The sequence below is a fragment of the Streptomyces sp. NPDC059828 genome (genome assembly GCF_042731955.1).
In the GTDB taxonomy this organism is placed as follows: Bacteria; Actinomycetota; Actinomycetes; order Streptomycetales; family Streptomycetaceae; genus Streptomyces.
The window spans coordinates 31,087-48,886 of the sequence record NZ_JBHWIW010000021.1 but is presented as its reverse complement, the minus strand read 5'-3'; the positions used below and the strand labels follow the sequence as shown (position 1 = coordinate 48,886).

At 69.9% G+C, this 17,800-nt stretch carries 22 protein-coding genes, 1 tRNA gene and 1 riboswitch; of the genes, 8 read left to right on the top strand and 15 right to left on the bottom strand.

Annotation, left to right across the window (positions count from 1 at the left end; genetic code table 11):
* The first annotated feature begins 88 nt into the window (after positions 1–88).
* Positions 89–2,425: a transglycosylase domain-containing protein gene (locus ACFV6V_RS15225; protein WP_385564392.1), complete on the top strand. Its 2,337-nt coding sequence runs from the start codon at positions 89–91 to the stop codon at positions 2,423–2,425.
* A gap of 109 nt (positions 2,426–2,534) precedes the next feature.
* Here the strand turns inward: ACFV6V_RS15225 and ACFV6V_RS15220 are convergent, their stop codons facing one another.
* The 3 genes from ACFV6V_RS15220 to ACFV6V_RS15210 all read right to left on the bottom strand — a co-directional run bounded on the left by ACFV6V_RS15220 (position 2,535) and on the right by ACFV6V_RS15210 (position 3,731).
* Complete coding sequence (locus ACFV6V_RS15220; RefSeq protein ID WP_385564389.1) at positions 2,535–2,855, bottom strand: DMT family transporter; 321 nt, start codon at positions 2,853–2,855, stop codon at positions 2,535–2,537.
* A 31-nt stretch (positions 2,856–2,886) separates the two neighbouring features.
* Positions 2,887–2,948: riboswitch (guanidine-III (ykkC-III) riboswitch) on the bottom strand.
* A 68-nt stretch (positions 2,949–3,016) separates the two neighbouring features.
* A complete protein-coding gene (locus ACFV6V_RS15215; protein WP_338676976.1) occupies positions 3,017–3,355 on the bottom strand; it encodes a co-chaperone GroES in 339 nt (112 codons plus the stop codon).
* A gap of 55 nt (positions 3,356–3,410) precedes the next feature.
* Positions 3,411–3,731 carry a DUF3618 domain-containing protein gene (locus tag ACFV6V_RS15210; RefSeq protein WP_385564386.1) on the bottom strand — a complete coding sequence of 107 codons (321 nt, stop codon included), beginning with the start codon at positions 3,729–3,731 and terminating at the stop codon, positions 3,411–3,413.
* Positions 3,732–3,873: 142 nt separating this feature from the next.
* Here ACFV6V_RS15210 and bcp point away from each other — a divergent pair, with 142 nt between their 5' ends.
* The 4 genes from bcp (at position 3,874) to ACFV6V_RS15190 (ending at position 5,917) form a co-directional block, all read left to right on the top strand.
* Positions 3,874–4,341: a thioredoxin-dependent thiol peroxidase gene (gene bcp / locus ACFV6V_RS15205; RefSeq protein ID WP_385564383.1), complete on the top strand. Its 468-nt coding sequence runs from the start codon at positions 3,874–3,876 to the stop codon at positions 4,339–4,341.
* Positions 4,342–4,443: 102 nt separating this feature from the next.
* Positions 4,444–5,130 (top strand): HNH endonuclease signature motif containing protein, encoded by a 687-nt coding sequence (locus ACFV6V_RS15200; protein ID WP_385564380.1) that lies wholly within the window; start codon positions 4,444–4,446, stop codon positions 5,128–5,130.
* Positions 5,127–5,783 (top strand): HNH endonuclease, encoded by a 657-nt coding sequence (locus ACFV6V_RS15195; RefSeq protein ID WP_385564377.1) that lies wholly within the window; start codon positions 5,127–5,129, stop codon positions 5,781–5,783. The genes ACFV6V_RS15200 and ACFV6V_RS15195 overlap by 4 nt, the downstream gene beginning before the upstream one ends.
* Positions 5,784–5,841: 58 nt before the next feature.
* Positions 5,842–5,917: transfer RNA gene (locus tag ACFV6V_RS15190), tRNA-Leu, on the top strand.
* Positions 5,918–5,971: 54 nt separating this feature from the next.
* On the opposite strand, the gene rdgB is transcribed toward ACFV6V_RS15190, so the two are convergent.
* The 7 genes from rdgB to ACFV6V_RS15155 all read right to left on the bottom strand — a co-directional run bounded on the left by rdgB (position 5,972) and on the right by ACFV6V_RS15155 (position 10,972).
* Positions 5,972–6,574, bottom strand: coding sequence for an RdgB/HAM1 family non-canonical purine NTP pyrophosphatase (rdgB, locus tag ACFV6V_RS15185; protein ID WP_385564374.1), 603 nt, complete (start codon positions 6,572–6,574; stop codon positions 5,972–5,974).
* A gap of 41 nt (positions 6,575–6,615) precedes the next feature.
* Complete coding sequence (locus ACFV6V_RS15180; RefSeq protein WP_385564371.1) at positions 6,616–6,993, bottom strand: hypothetical protein; 378 nt, start codon at positions 6,991–6,993, stop codon at positions 6,616–6,618.
* Between the two features lie 95 nt (positions 6,994–7,088).
* Entirely contained in the window at positions 7,089–7,826 is a 738-nt protein-coding gene (gene rph / locus ACFV6V_RS15175) for a ribonuclease PH (RefSeq protein WP_361286455.1), read from the bottom strand.
* A 17-nt stretch (positions 7,827–7,843) separates the two neighbouring features.
* A complete protein-coding gene (locus ACFV6V_RS15170; protein WP_385564544.1) occupies positions 7,844–8,134 on the bottom strand; it encodes a glucose PTS transporter subunit EIIB in 291 nt (96 codons plus the stop codon).
* Positions 8,131–8,547 carry a universal stress protein gene (locus ACFV6V_RS15165; RefSeq protein ID WP_385564368.1) on the bottom strand — a complete coding sequence of 139 codons (417 nt, stop codon included), beginning with the start codon at positions 8,545–8,547 and terminating at the stop codon, positions 8,131–8,133. The genes ACFV6V_RS15170 and ACFV6V_RS15165 overlap by 4 nt, the downstream gene beginning before the upstream one ends.
* Position 8,548: 1 nt before the next feature.
* Entirely contained in the window at positions 8,549–10,111 is a 1,563-nt protein-coding gene (locus ACFV6V_RS15160; protein WP_385564365.1) for an APC family permease, read from the bottom strand.
* A gap of 108 nt (positions 10,112–10,219) precedes the next feature.
* Positions 10,220–10,972: an MBL fold metallo-hydrolase gene (locus tag ACFV6V_RS15155; RefSeq protein ID WP_385564362.1), complete on the bottom strand. Its 753-nt coding sequence runs from the start codon at positions 10,970–10,972 to the stop codon at positions 10,220–10,222.
* A 258-nt stretch (positions 10,973–11,230) separates the two neighbouring features.
* Here ACFV6V_RS15155 and ACFV6V_RS15150 point away from each other — a divergent pair, with 258 nt between their 5' ends.
* Positions 11,231–11,761 carry a type II toxin-antitoxin system PemK/MazF family toxin gene (locus ACFV6V_RS15150; protein ID WP_385564360.1) on the top strand — a complete coding sequence of 177 codons (531 nt, stop codon included), beginning with the start codon at positions 11,231–11,233 and terminating at the stop codon, positions 11,759–11,761.
* A 43-nt stretch (positions 11,762–11,804) separates the two neighbouring features.
* Here the strand turns inward: ACFV6V_RS15150 and ACFV6V_RS15145 are convergent, their stop codons facing one another.
* The 5 genes from ACFV6V_RS15145 to ACFV6V_RS15125 form a co-directional block, all read right to left on the bottom strand.
* Positions 11,805–12,755 carry a PLP-dependent cysteine synthase family protein gene (locus ACFV6V_RS15145; protein ID WP_385564357.1) on the bottom strand — a complete coding sequence of 317 codons (951 nt, stop codon included), beginning with the start codon at positions 12,753–12,755 and terminating at the stop codon, positions 11,805–11,807.
* Positions 12,756–12,770: 15 nt separating this feature from the next.
* A complete protein-coding gene (locus ACFV6V_RS15140; protein WP_385564354.1) occupies positions 12,771–13,049 on the bottom strand; it encodes a MoaD/ThiS family protein in 279 nt (92 codons plus the stop codon).
* A gap of 121 nt (positions 13,050–13,170) precedes the next feature.
* Complete coding sequence (locus ACFV6V_RS15135) at positions 13,171–13,296, bottom strand: putative leader peptide (RefSeq protein ID WP_385564351.1); 126 nt, start codon at positions 13,294–13,296, stop codon at positions 13,171–13,173.
* A gap of 112 nt (positions 13,297–13,408) precedes the next feature.
* Complete coding sequence (locus tag ACFV6V_RS15130) at positions 13,409–13,831, bottom strand: Mov34/MPN/PAD-1 family protein (RefSeq protein WP_385564348.1); 423 nt, start codon at positions 13,829–13,831, stop codon at positions 13,409–13,411.
* A gap of 58 nt (positions 13,832–13,889) precedes the next feature.
* Positions 13,890–14,576, bottom strand: coding sequence for a TetR/AcrR family transcriptional regulator (locus tag ACFV6V_RS15125; protein ID WP_385564346.1), 687 nt, complete (start codon positions 14,574–14,576; stop codon positions 13,890–13,892).
* A gap of 187 nt (positions 14,577–14,763) precedes the next feature.
* On the opposite strand from ACFV6V_RS15125, the gene ACFV6V_RS15120 reads away from it, so the two are divergent.
* Positions 14,764–17,085 (top strand): MMPL family transporter, encoded by a 2,322-nt coding sequence (locus tag ACFV6V_RS15120; RefSeq protein ID WP_385564343.1) that lies wholly within the window; start codon positions 14,764–14,766, stop codon positions 17,083–17,085.
* A complete protein-coding gene (locus ACFV6V_RS15115; RefSeq protein WP_385564340.1) occupies positions 17,082–17,783 on the top strand; it encodes a DUF2993 domain-containing protein in 702 nt (233 codons plus the stop codon). The genes ACFV6V_RS15120 and ACFV6V_RS15115 overlap by 4 nt, the downstream gene beginning before the upstream one ends.
* Positions 17,784–17,800: the final 17 nt, after the last annotated feature.

Below are 17,800 nucleotides of genomic sequence, written 5' to 3'. Positions count from 1 at the left end.
GGGGCAGTATGGGCACAACGGGCCAATAGCCCGAAATGACCCAGTAGAGCAGCGTCCGCGACCAACGGGCCGAGGAGTCCCCACCGACATGAGCGACGAGCAGGCGAGGCAGCGAGTCACGGACCCCCCGGACCACGCTCAGGGAACGGGGGGTACGGCGGGCACGGGAAGCAGAAGCGGCAGACCCCGCCCGCCCCGCACCGGACTGCGCCGTCTCGTTCCCACCTGGCGGATGCTGTGCGGCGCGTTCCTGGTCGGCGGGCTGCTCCTCTTCGGCGGCTTCATCGCCGGATACCTGCTGGTCCACATCCCACCGGCCAACGCCCTGGCCGTCGCCCAGTCCAACGTCTACTTCTACGCGGACGGCACCACCCAGATCGTCCGGGACGGCGAGATCAACCGGGAGAACGTCGAGCTGGCGCAGGTGCCGCGAACAGTCCAGCACGCCGTGCTCGCCGCCGAGGACCGGGACTTCCACACCGAACGGGCCGTCGACCCCCAGGCGATGATCCGCGCCGGCTGGAACACCCTCACCGGCAAGGGCAGACAGTCCGGCTCCACCATCACCCAGCAGTACGTCAAGAACTACTACCTGGGCCAGGAACAGACCATCACCCGGAAGGTGAAGGAGTTCTTCATCGCGATCAAGCTGGACCGCGAGGAGAGCAAGAGCCACATCCTGAAGGGCTACCTCAACACCAGCTACTTCGGGCGGAACGCGTACGGCATCCAGGCCGCGGCCATGGCGTACTACGGCAAGGACGTGTCCGAGCTGGACACCGCGGAGGGCGCCTACCTCGCCTCCCTGCTCAACGCTCCCAGCGCGTTCGACGTGACGACCCGCCCCGAGAACAAGCCCGCCGCACTCGCCCGCTGGAACTACGTACTCGACGGCATGATGAAGGAGCACTGGCTCGACCCGGCCGAACGCGCGGCCATGACCTTCCCCACGCCGGGACCCGCACGCCCCGCGACCGGGCTGTCGGGACAGCGCGGCTACGTCGTCCAGGCCGTCGAGGACTACCTCGTCGGCCACGGGATCATCGACGACAACACCCTCGCGCACGGCGGCTACCGGATCGTCACCACCCTGCAGAAACCGAAGCAGGACGCTCTCGTCAGAGCCGTCGACGACCATGTGATGACCCACCGGAAGGCCGGACGGGCCGCCGACCGCAACGTCCGCGTCGGCGGCGCCTCGATCGATCCGGCCACCGGAAAGGTGGTCGCGATGTACGGGGGGGTCGACTACACCCGACAGTTCGTCAACAACGCGACACGCCGGGACTACCAGGTCGGCTCCACCTTCAAGCCGTTTGTCTTCACGGCCGCCGTCGAACACGGCTCCCGCACCGAAGACGGCCGCCGGATCACCCCCGAGACGCTGTACGACGGCACCGATCAGCGCGAGGTGCAGGGCCCCGACGGGCCCATCGGCTACGCCCCGGAGAACGAGGACAACCGCTCGTACGGCCCCATGACGGTCAGCGCCGCCACGGACTCATCGGTGAACTCGGTGTACGCCCAGCTCGCGCAGGACGTCGGCCCCGCCCGGGTCAGACGGACGGCGATCGCCCTCGGCGTCCCGCCCGGCACCCCCGACCTGACGGCATATCCGTCCATCGCGCTCGGCGTGGCGACCCCGAGCGTCCTCGAGCTGGCGGAGGCGTACGCGACCCTCGCCAACCACGGGAGGCACGGCACGTACTCACTGGTCGAGAGCATCTCCAGGAGCGGCGAGGAAATCGAGCTGCCGGACAGGGAGACCGAACAGGCCATCAGCCGGGAGGCCGCCGACACGACCACGCTGATGCTCCGGAGCGTGGTGGAGGAGGGCACGGGCGCCGCGGCGCAGCAGGCGGGGCGGCCCTCCGCCGGGAAGACGGGCACGGCGGAGGACGACAAGGCGGCGTGGTTCGCCGGCTACACACCCGAGCTGGCGACGGTCGTCGCCGTGATGGGCCAGGACCCGGACACCGGGGTGCACAAGCCGCTGTACGGGGCTCTGGGGTACGCCAGGATCAGCGGCGGCGGGCCCCCGGCCCGGATCTGGGCGCAGTACACGGCGGACGCGCTGAAGGGTAGGCGGGTCACCGACTTCGACCTGCTGCTCGACGAGGAAGCGGAGGAGGAACTGACACCGGAGGGGCCCTGGTCTCTCGACGACGAGCCTTCCGGACGTGAGCGGTTCGACGAGGGAGACCGGCGCGAAGGCGACAGCCGGGACGAAGACGACACCGAAGACGACATCGTCCCGATGGCACCACCGGCCCCGGGCCGCGCCACGAACCACCCATCCGCGGAAACGGGCCGCGCACCGCGCCGGCCCGCCCCGGGGCATACGGCTCCGAGCCGAGGCCTCCCGGCACAGGGGCGCACCGACGGCCCCTGGACGGGCCTCCCCGCGCTGCCCCCCGGACGGTGACGGGGGCAATCCGTACCTCACAAACAGCGCCGTCGCCCGCGAGCCAGGCCGGATTTCTCCACCACGTCCTGACACCACGGGTCTGACACCACGGGTCTGACACCACGGCCTAATGCCCCGAGGTCGCCTTCAGACCCACCACGGCCACCAGAAGCAGCACGACGAAGAAGATCCGGGCGGCGGTCGCCGGCTCCCCCAGCACGACCATGCCGAACACCGCCGCACCGGCCGCACCGATGCCGACCCAGACGCCGTACGCCGTACCGATCGGCAGCGTTCTCGCGGCACAGGACAGGAGGAGCATGCTCGCGACGATCCCGGCAGCGGTGAGGACACTGGGCCACAGCCGGGTGAATCCATCGGTGTACTTCATACCGATCGACCAGCCGACCTCGAGCAGACCGGCGAGCAGCAGCAGGACCCAGGCCATGACGGGCACCTCCGAGACGAAGCGGAAACGGGGTGCGTCGTCTTTGCCAGCCCGGTACGGCGCGTCTCGTCGGGTACGGACCACCGTAGCAACGCCGAGGAGGGCCCGGTGACCATGGTCACCGGGCCCTCCCGGGCATATCGTCGCCGGAGATGCCGGCGCTACAGATACAGCCCCGTCGAGTCCACGCCGCCCTCGAACCGGTCGGCCGCCACCGCGTGCAGATCACGCTCACGCATGAGGATGTACGCGACCCCGCGCACCTCCACCTCGGCCCGGTCCTCCGGGTCGTACAGCACCCGGTCACCCGGCTCCACCGTGCGGACGTTCTGCCCGACCGCGACCACCTCGGCCCAGGACAGCCGACGGCCGACGGCGGCGGTGGCCGGAATGAGAATGCCGCCCCCGGAACGCCGCTCCCCCTCCGGGGCGTCGGACCGGACCAGCACCCGGTCGTGCAGCATCTTGATCGGCAGCTTGTCGTGCGTGTTCTCGCTCACAAGCACGAACCTACCTGCCCAGGCCCGCCCCGCACCTCGCCGGGGTCACAGCCGGTCACACCTTCCGCTTCCTGGTGGACAGCGCCAGCAGACCGACGACCCCCACGACGGCGAGGGCCACCGGCACCACCCGCTCGAGCCGGGGCGCGCCGTCGTGATGCACAAAGCGCGCCCTCACATCCGTGAGCAGCCGGTTCGCGGCGACGAACGCCCGCCCGGCCGTGTGGTCGACGGTCGCGGCGACCCTGGCCTTCGCATCCCCGATGATCGTCTTCGGGTGCACCCGTACACCGATCTCATCAAGTGTCTCGGCCAGCAGGTCTCGGCGGCGGACGATATCCGCCTCGATCTGCGCAGGGGTCCTGGAATCCGACACTGCGCCGCCTCCGTGGTCGTATCCGTATGTCTTCGTCAAGTGCTACGTCATCGACAGTCTGTCAGCTCGACGCACGCCACACCCCATGGCACCCCTATTACGCTCGGTGCCGTACGCCTGTCCCCTCTGAGGAGAACCGAGAATGAGCGAGCGACTCCAGCCCGGCGACACCGCCCCGGACTTCACCCTGCCCGACGCGGACGGCAACGAGGTCTCGCTCGCCGCCCACAAGGGCCGCAAGGTCATCGTCTACTTCTACCCCGCCGCCCTGACCCCGGGCTGCACCAAGCAGGCCTGCGAATTCACCGACAACCTGGACCTCCTCGCGGGCGCCGGCTACGACGTCATCGGCGTCTCCCCGGACAAGCCGGAGAAGCTCGCCAAGTTCCGCGAGAAGGAGAGCCTGAAGGTCACGCTGGTCGGGGACCCGTCGAAGTCCGTCATGGAGGCCTACGGCGCCTTCGGCGAGAAGAAGCTCTACGGCAAGACGGTGACCGGGGTGATCCGCTCGACGATCGTCGTGGACGAGGACGGCAAGGTGGAACGGGCGCTGTACAACGTCAAGGCCACGGGGCATGTCGCCAAGATCATCAAGGATCTGGGCATCTGAAGTCCTCCCGGGGATGGTCACGCCCCGCGGGGGCGTGACCATCCGACAACCGGTTCGTTACTCCGTGCGAGGCCACGAACACGCAGCCGGAACGGAGGGGCGATGCCGGTCAGTCCGTACACGCGCGAGCGCCTGGCGGAGGCGGCACGGTCGTCGAGGACGCTGTCCGAGGCGCTGACGAGGCTGGGGGTCGATCCGAAGGGCGCGTCGCGACGCTACATACATGACCGAATGAAGCGGCTGGACGTGGACACCTCCCATTTCGAGCGCGAGGGGACGCGGTGGACGAGGGACGTGCTCGAACCTGTGGTTGCCGCCTCGACAAGCGTCACTGAGGTACTGCGACGCCTGGGCGTCGAGGTCGTCGGCGGTCACCACACGCACATCAGCCGACGCATCGCGAGGTACGCCATCTCCACGTCGCACTTCGCCCCACCGCCCCGAGCTGGGCAGCGGCTCCGCCGGAGCCCGCAGGAACTGCTGGTCGAGCAGGAACCCTCACGTGCACGCCGGATCCCTGGCGATCGCCTCAAGCGGGCGCTGATGGCCATGGGTACTGCGGAGCGCTGCTCGCTCTGCGGTACGGCACCAGTCTGGCGAGGCCGTCCGCTGCCCCTGGAGGTGGACCACATCAATGGGGACTGGCGCGACAACCGCGCCGAGAACCTGCGGCTCCTCTGCCCCAACTGCCATTCCACTACGGACACCTACCGCGGGCGCGGCAAGGCAGGCAGGCAAGCGGCCGGAACCGATGGGCGAACCGTCCCCAGCGAGGACCGCGCTCGATGAGCCCATCCAATCGCTACACACGTGAACTGCTGGCCGAGGCGGCTCGGTCCTGCCACGACATGGACGAGGTCATCGCTTTCTTGGGCACCCGCCCATACGGGAACTTGAAGCGGTACTTGATGGAGCGTTTGGCCCACTACGGCATCGACGTCTCGCACTTCCCCCGTAACCGTCGCTACCGGCGAGGCGGCCCCCGGCCTTCCACTGGAGAACTTCATCAGGCGGTGGCGGCTGCCGTCTCTCTCACCGACACGCTTCGTCGCCTCGGTCGGCCGGACAGCACGAGCCAGCGGACTCTACTGAAGGCGTGGATCGCCGATGACGGTCTGGACACCACGCATTTCCTGGGACAAGGACACCAGAGAGGCAAGCCGGGCCCCACGGCCCGGCAAGTGCAGGACGTGCTGGTCAAGCACGATAGGGAACGCCGCACACGGACGGCGCACCTGCGTCGCGCGCTTCAGGAGGTGGGGGTGGCTGATGAATGCGGCGAGTGCGGGACCGGCCCTGAGTGGTTCGGGCGTCCAATGACCTTGGAGATCGACCACATCAATGGTGACTGGCGCGACGACCGCCGGGAGAACCTGCGGCTGCTGTGCCCCAACTGTCACGCGACGACCCGTACCTGGTGTCGCGGCACCACTCGACACTGACAGCGCCGACCACTCGCTGTCGGGATTGACTTCGCCCAGTAGAGTAGGTGCGTTGTCTGCGTCCGTACGCCAAGGGCTGAGCGGCGATCTTTAGGTGGTCGTGTTTGTCGGTTCGAATCCGACCGGGCGCACCAAGTCCGAAGGCCCGGCGCGCCTACCGCGTGCCGGGCCTTCGTCGTGTGTCCGCCTCAGCCCAGCAGTTCCCTGACCACCGGTACCAGCGCCCTGAACGCCTTCCCCCGGTGGCTGATCGCGTTCTTCTGCTCCGGGGACAGCTGCGCGCAGGTGACGTCGTAGCCGTTCGGCTGGAGGATCGGGTCGTAGCCGAAGCCGTTGGTGCCGACCGGGTCATGGCGCAGTGCGCCCATCAGGCGCCCCTCGACCACGCGTTCGGTGCCGTCCGGGAGGGCGAGTGCCGCGGCGCAGGCGAAGTGGGCGCCGCGGTGGGCGTCGGGGATGTCGGAGAGCTGGGCCAGCAGCAGGTTGAGGTTGGCGGTGTCGTTGCCGTGGGTGCCGGCCCAGCGGGCGGAGAGGATGCCGGGGGCGCCGCCGAGGACGTCGACGCAGAGGCCGGAGTCGTCGGCGATGGCCGGGAGGCCGGTGGCGCGGGCGAGGGTGTGGGCCTTGAGGAGGGCGTTCTCGGCGAAGGTGACGCCGGTTTCCTTGACGTCGGGGATCTCGGGATAGGCGTCCGCGCCGACGAGGTCGTGGGTGAGACCTGCGTCGGCGAGGATCGCGTGGAGTTCGGTGATCTTCCCGGCGTTGCGGGTCGCGAGGATCAGGCGGGTCATGGGCCCAGTATCTCCAAGGCAGCCGCGGGGATGGCCGGGGTTCAGGGGGTGCAGACCTTGCCGATCTCGGCGGCGGCGTCCGTGATGGGCTGGATGTCCGGGGTGTTGTCGCCGTTCTGGACGGCGGTGCGGACGTTCTCGACGCCCTTGCTGAGGTTGTCGACGGCCGTGGCAAGGTCCGCGTTGTCGGTGGTGTCCTTGAGGTTGCCCAGTTCCTGGTCGATGTTGTTGAGGGCCTCGTTCAGCTGGGTGGGGTCGTTGCTCGCGCTGGACACCGCCTGCGAGAGGTTGTCGACGCTGGTGGCTATCGCGTCGGCGGTCTTCACACAGTCGAGCGCTTTGTCGACCGCACTGCATCCGACGGCTCCGGTGAGCGCGACGGCGGTGACGACGGCGAGTGCGATTCTGCGGCTGCGCATGGAACGTGGTCCTCCCCTGGATACGGACGGGCGTACGGTTCGGCCCGTACGCCCGTGTCCTTGACGACGCCGCCGGGGGCGTCTTTGGTTGCGCTTTACCGTTCGAGGGTGCGGGCCAGTGCCTCGGTCTGGAGTGCGGCGAGGTCGGCGCAGCCGCCGGTGGCCAGGTCCAGGAGGGCGTTGAGCTCCTTGCGGTCGAACGGCTCGGCCTCGGCGGTGCCCTGGACCTCGACGAAGCGGCCGTCACCGGTGCAGACCACGTTCATGTCGGTCTCGGCGCGCACGTCTTCCTCGTAGCAGAGGTCGAGCAGGGGGGTGCCGTCCACGATGCCGACGGAGACGGCGGCGACGGTGCCGGTGAGGGGCTGCCTGCCGGGGCGCACGAGCTTCTTGCCCTGGGCCCAGGTGACGGCGTCGGCGAGGGCGACGTAGGCGCCGGTGATGGCGGCGGTGCGGGTGCCGCCGTCGGCCTGCAGTACGTCGCAGTCGAGGACGACGGTGTTCTCGCCGAGGGCCTTGTAGTCGATGACGGCGCGCAGGGAGCGGCCGATGAGACGGGAGATCTCATGGGTCCGGCCGCCGATCTTGCCGCGTACGGACTCTCGGTCGCCGCGGGTGTTGGTGGAGCGCGGCAGCATGGAGTACTCGGCGGTGACCCAGCCCTCGCCGCTGCCCTTGCGCCAGCGCGGCACGCCTTCGGTCACTGAGGCGGTGCAGAAGACCCGGGTGTCACCGAAGGAGATGAGCACCGAGCCCTCGGCGTGCTTGCTCCATCCGCGTTCGATGGTGACGGGTCGGAGCTGGTCGGGGGTGCGGCCGTCGATACGAGACATGCTGCTGAGCCTAGTGCTTACATCATGTCTTCGATTTCGGCGGCGATGGGATCGGCCTCGGTACCGATGACGACCTGGACGGCGGTGCCCATCTTGACGACGCCGTGGGCTCCGGCGGCTTTCAGCATGGCCTCGTCCACCAGGCTGGGGTCGCTGACTTCGGTGCGGAGGCGGGTGACGCAGCCCTCCACCTCTTCGATGTTGTCGAGTCCGCCGAGTCCGGCGACGATCTTCTCCGCCTTGGTGGCCATGCGCTTCTCCTTGCCAGTCGGTGTCCGTGCAGGCCGGTCGGCGTGGGTCCGCGTCAGTCGGCAGCGGGTACGCACAGCACCGGGATCTTCGAGAGGTGCAGGAGTTTGTGCGGGACCGCGCCGAGCAGGGCGCCGCGCAGGGGGCTTTCGCCGTAGCTGCCGACGACGATGACCCGTGCTTCGTGGCGTTCGGCCGCGTCCAGCAGTGCCTGGGCGGGGCTCTCGTCGAGTATTTCGACGGCGGTCGTGACACCTGCGGCCGCTGCCGCGTCGACAGCGTGCGCGAGGGCGACCCGGCCGACCTGGCGCAGGGCTTCCGCGTGGGCTTGGTATTCCTCGCCCATGGCTCCGGGGGCCGCGGCACCGTAGACCAGTACGAGGGGCTCGCGGAAGGCCGCGGAGACCTCGATCGCGACGCTCAGGGCGCGTACGGCACCCGGAGACTCGTCGTATCCCAGGACGACCGGCATCTCAGGGCTCCCCGTGTGTGCCGTCGCGGTGATGGCGGTGCTGGTGTTCCGTCGCGCGCACCGCGACGGGGTCGGCCACGCTGCGGCGCTCATGCCAGAACCGCGGGGCCCGCAGCCAGCAGACGACCATGATGACCAGCCCGACGGCCGCGATGCCGATACCGATGACGAGGGGCGGTCCGAGTCCGAACCACGAGGCACCGCTGTAGGAGTTCGCGGGGTTCGCCATGTTGATGACGGACTCCACGAGCAGCCAGCCGAGAAGCACGGCGCCGATCACCGGGCCCACTCCGATGAGGAGGAGGTTGCGGATGCTCTCGGTGAGGTGGTGCCGGTAGTAGACGGCGCAGGCGATGCCGGTGAGCGCGTAGTAGAAGGCGATCAGCAGGGAGAGCGCGGTGAGGGAGTCGAAGAGGGCGTTCTCGCTGATGTGGCTGAGGACGAGGTACCAGGCGATGGCGACGACGGCGACGGCCCAGGTGCTCACGTGGGGGGTGCGGAACCGGGGGTGGATGCGCGCGAAGACGGACGGCAGGGCTCCTCGCCTGGCCATGGAGAGGCCGGTGCGTGAGGAGGGGATGATCGTCGTCTGGGTGGAGGCCAGTGCGGACGTGCAGACGGCGAGCAGCACGATCCAGTCCCAGCCGCCGAGCACCTTGCCGGCCAGCAGGGCGAAGATGAACTCCTCCTCGGACGCGTTCTCCGCCAGATAGGCGGGCCCGGCGAAGGCGACGACCGCGATGGTGACGGACAGGTAGGTCACCAGCAGGATGACCGTGGACCAGATCCCGGCGCGGCCTGGGGCGCTGGCGGAGTCCTTGACCTCTTCGGTGAGGTTGACCGCCGACTCCCAGCCCCAGTACATGAACACGCCCAGCAGCAGTCCCGCGGTCAGCGATCCGCCGCCCGCGCCGAACGGGTTGAGCCATCCGATGTCGGGTTCGATGGGGGCGAGGGGGCTGGAGCCGGAGTAGACCCGGTAGATGGCGATGACGGCGAAGGCGAGCAGCGAGACGACCTGCGCGAGGATCAGCACGTTCTGCACGTGGGCGGATGCCTCGGTGCCGATCACGCAGATGGCCGTCATCACGAGGATCACCAGCACGGTGAGGAGCTGGCGGATGACTTCGTTCTGCGCCCAGCTGTCGAGGCCCACGGTGAGCAGCCCGAAGCCGACGGCCACGTCGGCGAGTGATCCGACGACCAGCACGCCGGTCATCATGATCGCCCAGCCGCCGAACCAGCCGACCCAGGGGCCCATGGCACGGGTCACCCAGGAGAACGTGGTTCCGCAGTCCTGGTCGACGCGGTTGAGGTAGAAGAAGGCCGACGCGATGAGCAGCATCGGTACGAAGGAGGCCAGCACGACCCCGGGCGCGTAGATGCCGACGATGGCGACGACCGCGCCGATGACGGCGGCCAGGGAGTACGCGGGGGATGTGGAGTTGATGCCGATGACCAGCGCGTCGAGGAATCCGATCGCGTTGTGCTTCAGCTCTCCCGGCGCGTCCTTGCTGTGCGAGCTGGGTGGAGGCGGGCGGGTGTCCGCGACGTCATCGGCCATGTCTCCTCGCAGGACGATGTGGCAGATATGTCCGTCATTTCAGTCCTTGCGGACTGTGGGTGAGTTTATCCGGACGTTCCGCGATACCGCTCGCTCAGGGATGGCGACTCAGACTTCGTAGACCGCGCCCGGGACCGCCAGCTCCGCCGGGCCGTCGTACACGGCGCGGGCGTCCGCGAGGTTCCGCTCGGCGTCGGTCCACGGCGGGATGTGGGTCAGCACGAGCCTGCCCACTCCGGCGCGGGCGGCGTGGGCCCCGGCCTCACGTCCGTTGAGGTGGAGGTCGGGGATGTCCTCCTTGCCGTGGGTGAAGGCCGCCTCGCAGAGGAAGAGGTCGGTGCCGGTGGCGAGGTCCACGAGGGGGTCACAGACTCCGGTGTCACCCGAATAGGTGAGCGATCTGCCGCCGTGCTCCAGCCTGATGCCGAAGGTCTCGACAGGGTGGGCGACCTTCTCCGTGCGCACCGAGAAGGGGCCGATCTCGAAGGCGCCCGGCTTGAGCACGCGGAAGTCGAAGACCTCGCTCATGGACTTGTCCGACGGGGTGTCCGCGTAGGCCGTGGTCAGCCGCTGCTCGGCGCCCTCCGGTGCGTACACCGGGATGGGGTCGCAGCGGCCTCCGTCGTGGCGGTAGTAGCGGGCCACGAAGTATCCGCACATGTCGATGCAGTGGTCCGCGTGCAGATGACTGAGGAAGATCGCGTCGAGGTCGTAGAGGCCGATGTGGCGCTGCAGCTCACCGAGGGCTCCGTTGCCCATGTCGAGGAGCAGCCGGAAGCCGTCGGCCTCGACCAGGTAGCTCGAGCAGGCCGATTCCGCGGACGGGAACGACCCGGAGCAGCCGACGACGGTGAGCTTCATGGAGCTGGAACCTCCGGGGCGGGCGTCCGTGGGCGGGGGACGAGGGACTTGTGGGCAGCCCGTGGGGACCTGCGGGCAGCGGGGGCGGCGCGGGGACGTCGTGCGGTGCGACGAGCGTAAGGCGCGAAAGAGCCCCGCGCTCCTTCGCGGCTACCCGTTGTGGGGGAACTCACCTGTGCTGTCACCGGATAGGGCGAGGAGCGCAGGGCGTGCGCGGGGGGCGGGCGCCACTGGGTGCGCGCCGGTACCGTCTCCCGTATGGATACGTCCTGGTGGCTCGCGCTCGGCGCGGTGGTGGTGATCGCGCTGTTGGCCGGGGTGGCCAGGGTGCGGCCCGGTGGGCGGCTCAGGCCTCCCGGCGGACGGGCCGGACCGACGAGGCCGGGACGGCCGGGCAGACCAGGCAGGCGGGGCAGGGCGGTTGGACCCGGCGGGCGCCGGGCGCCGGGCGGTCGCGAGGCCGGGACCGGGGCGCTGCGGACGCCCCAGCCCGGCGAGATCTGGTGGGCGGACGTGCCGTACGAGGACGGCCCCGGGTCCAAGGACCGCCCCTGTCTGGTGCTCCAGGTGCGCGGTGGCGCGGCCCGGGTCGCCAAGATCACCAGCAAGTACCACGACACCCGCCCGGGGGTGATCCCGCTGCCGCCCGGGGCGGTCGGCGACGCCCAGGGGCGCCCGAGCTTCCTCGAGACCGACGAGGTGCGGGACGTACGTGTCCGCGACTTCCGCCGGAAGGTGGGGGTGATGGACCCGCTCCTATGGGACCAGGTCCGCCGGATGTCGATCTGACATCGCTACCACCACCACTCAGCCGGGGTTCGGGCTCAGGGCTTCAGGCCCAGAGCTGTCCTTGCAGTGCCTCGATCGCGGCCTCGGTGCTCGGGGCCGTGTAGACACCGGTCGAGAGGTACTTCCAGCCTCCGTCGGCGACGACGAAGACGATGTCCGCGGTCTCCCCGGCCGTCACGGCCTTCCGCCCGACGCCGATCGCGGCGTGCAGCGCCGCGCCCGTGGAGACCCCCGCGAAGATGCCCTCCTGCTGGAGCAGCTCCCGGGTGCGGGTGACGGCGTCGGCCGAACCGACCGAGAAGCGGGTGGTGAGCACGGAGGCGTCGTAGAGCTCGGGTACGAAGCCCTCGTCCAGGTTGCGCAGGCCGTAGACCAGGTCGTCGTAGCGTGGTTCGGCGGCGACGATCTTGATGTCCGGCTTGTGCTCGCGCAGATAACGGCCCACGCCCATGAGGGTCCCGGTGGTGCCGAGCCCCGCCACGAAGTGGGTGATGGACGGCAGGTCGGCGAGGATCTCGGGGCCCGTGGTGGCGTAGTGTGCGCCCGCGTTGTCGGGGTTTCCGTACTGGTAGAGCATCACCCAGCTCGGGTTCTGCCCGGCCAGCTCCTTGGCGACGCGGACCGCCGTGTTGGAACCGCCCGCGGCCGGGCTGGAGATGATCTCGGCGCCCCACATGGCGAGCAGCTGACGGCGCTCCTCGCTGGTGTTCTCCGGCATGACGCAGACGATGCGGTAGCCCTTGAGCCTGGCCGCCATCGCGAGGGAGATCCCGGTGTTGCCGCTGGTGGGCTCCAGGATCGTGCAGCCGGGGGTGAGCCGGCCGTCCTTCTCCGCCTGCTCGATCATGTGGAGCGCGGGGCGGTCCTTGACCGAGCCGGTCGGATTGCGGTCCTCCAGCTTGGCCCAGATGCGGACGTCACCCGACGGGGACAGCCGTGGCAGCCGTACCAGCGGGGTGTTGCCGACGGCGGCGAGCGGGGAGTCGTAGCGCATCGGGAACCGGACCTATCAGGCCATGCCGCCGGCCACGGCCGGCAGGATGGTCACGCTGTCGCCGTCGGTCAGCTTGGTGTCGATGCCGTCGAGGAAGCGCACGTCCTCGTCGTTGAGGTAGACGTTCACGAAGCGGCGCAGCTGGCCGCCTTCCACGACACGCTCCCGGATTCCGCCGTGTCGGGTGTCGAGGTCGGCGAAGAGCTCGGCAAGGGTCGCCCCGCTGCCCTCGACGGACTTGGCGCCGTCGGTGTAGGTGCGGAGGATGGTCGGGATGCGGACCTCGATGGCCATGGAGTGGGCTCCTGTCAGGAGGGACATAGGGCGTTGCGGTTACGTGGCGCGCGGCTCGGCCCCCGCGCAGGGGATGGTGCAGGCTGAGCTTGTGCGCTTGGGCCGGGGCTGAAACCGCTGGTCAGGCCATGCGGCGGTCCGCGCAGCGGGTACAGATCGCGCTGGCGAGACGGCACAGGTCGACGTGCAGCCGCGCCACGAGCAGCGGCGTGCCCGGCGTCCTGTCGCTCACGTCGTTCGAAACCATGCGGTCATCGTAACGATTCCCGATCGGGCCTCTGTCATGTGATCCCGCATGCTGGACGCGATCCGTTCGACTGACGGACAGGCGCTCGCACGAACAGCCGTACGAACGGTCGTCAGTAGGCCTCGACGACCTCGACGTCCTCCTCGGTGACCTCTCCGTCGGTGATACGGAAGGACCGGAACTGGAACGGTCCTGCGCCGTCCGTGTCCGCCGTGGAGACCAGGACGTAGTGGGCACCGGGCTCGTTGGCGTACGAGAGGTCGGTCCGGGACGGGTAGGCCTCGGTCGCCGTGTGGGAGTGGTAGATGATCACCGGCTCCTCGTCACGGTCGTCCATCTCCCGGTACAGCTTGAGCAGATCCGTCGAGTCGAACTCGTAGAAGGTGGGCGAGCGCGCGGCGTTGAGCATCGGGATGAAGCGCTCGGGCCGCCCCTCGCCGGCGGGTCCGGCGACCACACCACAGGCCTCGTCGGGGTGGTCGGCGCGGGCGTGGGCGACGATCTGGTCGTACAGCGCCTGGGTGATGGTCAGCATGGTGACGAGAATAGGCGCAGCCGCCCTGGATCTGAGATCCGGGGACCAGTGAGTGAGATCATGCGTGGCCGTCAGCGGAATCCGACCGGTCCGCGGCGGCGAGCAGGGCGTGCACGGTCGTCTCCATCACCCGTCGGGCGGCATCCGGCTCGAGACCGGCGCTGCGCCAGTGGTGCCAGGCGCCCCACGCGGTCACCGCGTCCAGCCCGTTGACCACGTCCTCCCGGCGCTCTTCGGGGAGGGCGTCGAGCTCGGTGGCGAACACCTCGGTCAGCCGTCTGCGGGCGAACTCCGTCATCTGCCGGGTGACCTCGTCCACACGCTCGGAGAGCTGTTCCATGCGCATCATCGTCAGTCGCGCCGGCGTGATCCACTCCAGGATGCGCGCACGCTGTTCGACCAGGGCCGCCACCCGCTCCGCACGCGAACCCTCGGTCGGCAACGGCTTGATCTGCGCCGCCAGCTGATCCAGTCGGCGGCCGATGGCGGTGTCCTGGAGCTGGGCCATGTCGGCGAAGTGGTGGAACACCAGGCGCCGGGACACCCCGGCGCGCTCGGCCACGCGGTCCGCGGGGAACTGCGTGTGCCCCTCGTCGAGCAGGGCGAGCATCGCGTCGGCGATCTTCTCGCGGGTCTGCCGCCCGCGTTCGGTACGGCCGTCCTGGGCGCGATCACGAGATGCCTGACGCCCCTGGCCATCGCCCTGACGTCCGCTGTCCGACGCCCGTCGAAGTGCCTGTTCCACCGCGGTCCTCCCATCCCTGCGTTGACATTATTGCACTCGCAATGCAACCGTGCTGATGGCACACGACTTGCACGCCGAGTGCAAGGACTTCGCCCGGGGGTTCGCGGGTGGCCGTTCCGTACGTCCACCGCCGCACGAGTCTCCGCGGTACGGGGTCCACCGCCGCACGAGAGGGACGACTTTCCTGATGCTCCTGTCCGTAGGGCGCTGGTGCGCCCGCAGACCCAAGCGGACCGTGGCCGCCTGGCTGCTGCTGATCATCGCCGTGGCCGGCGCCCTGGGGGCGTTCGGGCGGGTCACCTCCGAAGCCGTGACCATTCCGGGCAGCGACAGCCAGGCCGCACGCGACATGTCGGAGGCCTTCGCCGACTCGGCGTCAGGCCGCCAGCCCGTGGTGCTGTACACGGCGCCCGGCTCCCCCGCCCTCAGCGCCACCGCACAGCGCAAGGCCATCGAGGAGTCCGCCCGGGCCATCGCGGACGTGGACCATGTCGTCGCCGTCACCACGCCGTTCGATCCGAAGGCCCGCGGCGCCCTGAGCGCCGACAAGCACACCGGACAGCTCTTCGTCGAACTCGACGTCACCGGCCGGGACATCACCGCCGAGACCACCCGGAGCATCACGGACGCCGCGGCTCCCGCCACCGACGCCGGGATCGAGGTGACCGCGGGCGGCGATCTCGGCGCCGCGACGGACCGCGGCAACGCCGGCCACAGCGAGATCATCGGGCTCACGGCGGCCTTCATCATCCTCGCGGTGGGCTTCGGCAGCCTGGTCGCGGCGGGGGTCCCGCTGCTCAGCGGGGCGATCGGGCTGGCCATCTCGCTGTGCGCGATCGGCCTGGCGGGTCATCTGATGGACATGCCGTCCACGGGCACGACCATCGCGGCGATGATCGGTCTCGGCGTGGGCATCGACTACACGCTCTTCTGCCTGACCCGGTTCCGTGAGCTGCGGGCGGCCGGAGTCGGTGTCGAGGACGCGGCGGCGCGCACCACGGCCGGTTCCGGCAAGGCCGTGGCCTTCGCCGGGTGCGCGGTGATCGCCGCGCTGGCCGGGCTGGCGCTGGGCGGTATGCCGCTGCTGCACGCGCTGGCGCTCGCCCCGGGCATCGCCGTGCTCGTGGCCATGGCGGTGACCCTCACTCTGCTGCCCGCAGTCCTTTCGCTGCTCGGGCGGCGGCTCACACCGAAGGCACCGAAGAGACGGCGCCAGGACGCGAAGGCGGGCGCGGGTGGCGCCGAGCCGGGTGCCGCCGAACCGACCGACGCGGAGCCGCTCCAGGACGCCGAGCGCCCGCGGGGCTGGGGCCGTATCGCCGTGTACGTGGCCGCCCGCCCGTGGCGCTGTCTGCTCGCCGGTCTCGTACTGACCGGGGTGCTGGCCATACCGGCCGCACAGTTGTCGTTCGGTCAGCTCGACGCGGGCGACAAGAAGGCGGGGACACCCAGCCGGATCGCGTACGACCGGCTGACCGACGCCTTCGGGCCCGGCGCCACCGGTCCCCTCCAGGTCGTGACCACGCTGCCCAGCCGTGCCTCCGGCCCGGACGACAGCCGGGTCACGGACCTGACCGCCGCCCTGCGGGCCACCGAAGGTGTCGCTTCCGTCGGCCCGACGCAGCTCGACAAGGGCGCCACGCATGCCCGCTGGCAGGTCACCCCCACCACCGCGCCCGGTGATCCGGCCACCGCCGACCTGGTGCACCGGCTGCGGGACGAGACGCTGCCCGAGGCCACCGAAGGCACCGGGCAGGTCACCCACGTGGGCGGTGCCACGGCCATCCAGGACGACATGAACGAACGCCTGGGCAAGCGCATGCCGCTGATCGTGGGGTTCGTCCTGGCCGTCGCCGCGCTGCTGTTGCTGTTCGCCTTCCGCTCCCCGGTCATCGCGGTGAAGGCCGCGCTGATGAACGTGATCTCGGTCGCCGCCTCCTACGGCGTGCTCACCGCGCTCTTCCAGTGGGGCTGGGGCGCGGATCTGATCGGGCTCGAAGGTGCCGTACCGATTCCCGGATATGTGCCGCTGCTGATGTTCGCCGTGCTGTTCGGTCTGTCCATGGACTACGAGGTGTTCCTGCTCAGCGCGGTGCGCGCGGCGTATGTCCGGCAACGGGACACCCGGCGGGCCGTGATCACCGGCCTCGCCGGAACGGGGCGGATCATCACATCGGCCGCACTGATCATGGTCAGTGTCTTCCTCAGCTATCTGCTCTCGGACGATCCTGTGGTGAAGATGTTCGGCATCGGTCTGGCCACGGCCGTGGCTCTGGACGCCTCCGTCGTACGCGGGGTGCTCGTCCCCTCCACGATGGTGCTGCTGGGCCGCGCCAACTGGTGGCTGCCGGGCTGGCTGGACCGGCTGCTGCCGCACATGGCCATCGAGGACGACGGCCATGAGGAGGACGAGGGCCACCGGGCCCCTGGCCAGGCCTCCCCCGCGTCCGGCGAGACCTCCGGTGACGCGGCCCTCGCGAGCAGCACGAGCAACGGGAGCACTTCATGAAGCGGCTGAGCGCGCTGCGCGTCCCCCGCCCGTTCAAACGCCGGAAGCTGCTGTGGACCGGGGCCACGCTGAGCGTGGTGCTTGCCGCACTGCCCGTCGCCGACCGGGTCGCCGCATCGGCGGCCGAGGAGCGGCTCGCCGACCAGATCGCCGGACAGCAGAAATCCGTGGTCGGCACCCCTGAGGTGAGCATCGACGCCTTCCCCTTCCTGCTGAGCAGCGCCGAGGGCACATTCCCCGAGGTGGCGGTGCGGGCGGACGCCGTCACAGGGGAAGGGCGTCCCGTACAGGCCTCACTGGAGCTGCACGAGGTCAGCGAGAAGGGCGACGGCTATACGGCCGCGAGCGCGGACGCCCGGTTCACCGTGCCGCTGAGCTCGCTGGGCGACGGTCTCGGCGAGGGCACTTCGCTGTCCGCGGACGACGGGCGGCTGCGTATCGACCGGCAGATCTTCGGGCTGCAGCTGACCATCCACGCCGAGCTGCGGCTGTCCGGACGGACCATCAGCATGGTGCCGGTCGCGGCGTCCTTCGCGGGCAGCCGGATCGACCCGTCGAGCCCCCGGATCACCGAGGCGTTCAAGGATCGCGAGCGCACTGTGCCGGAGCTGCCCGTGGGGCTGGCCCCGACCCGGGTCGCGGTCACCGACGACGGGGTGGTGCTGTACGCCAGCGCCAAGGACGTACGGCTGACCTGACCGCGGTACGGCCGGAG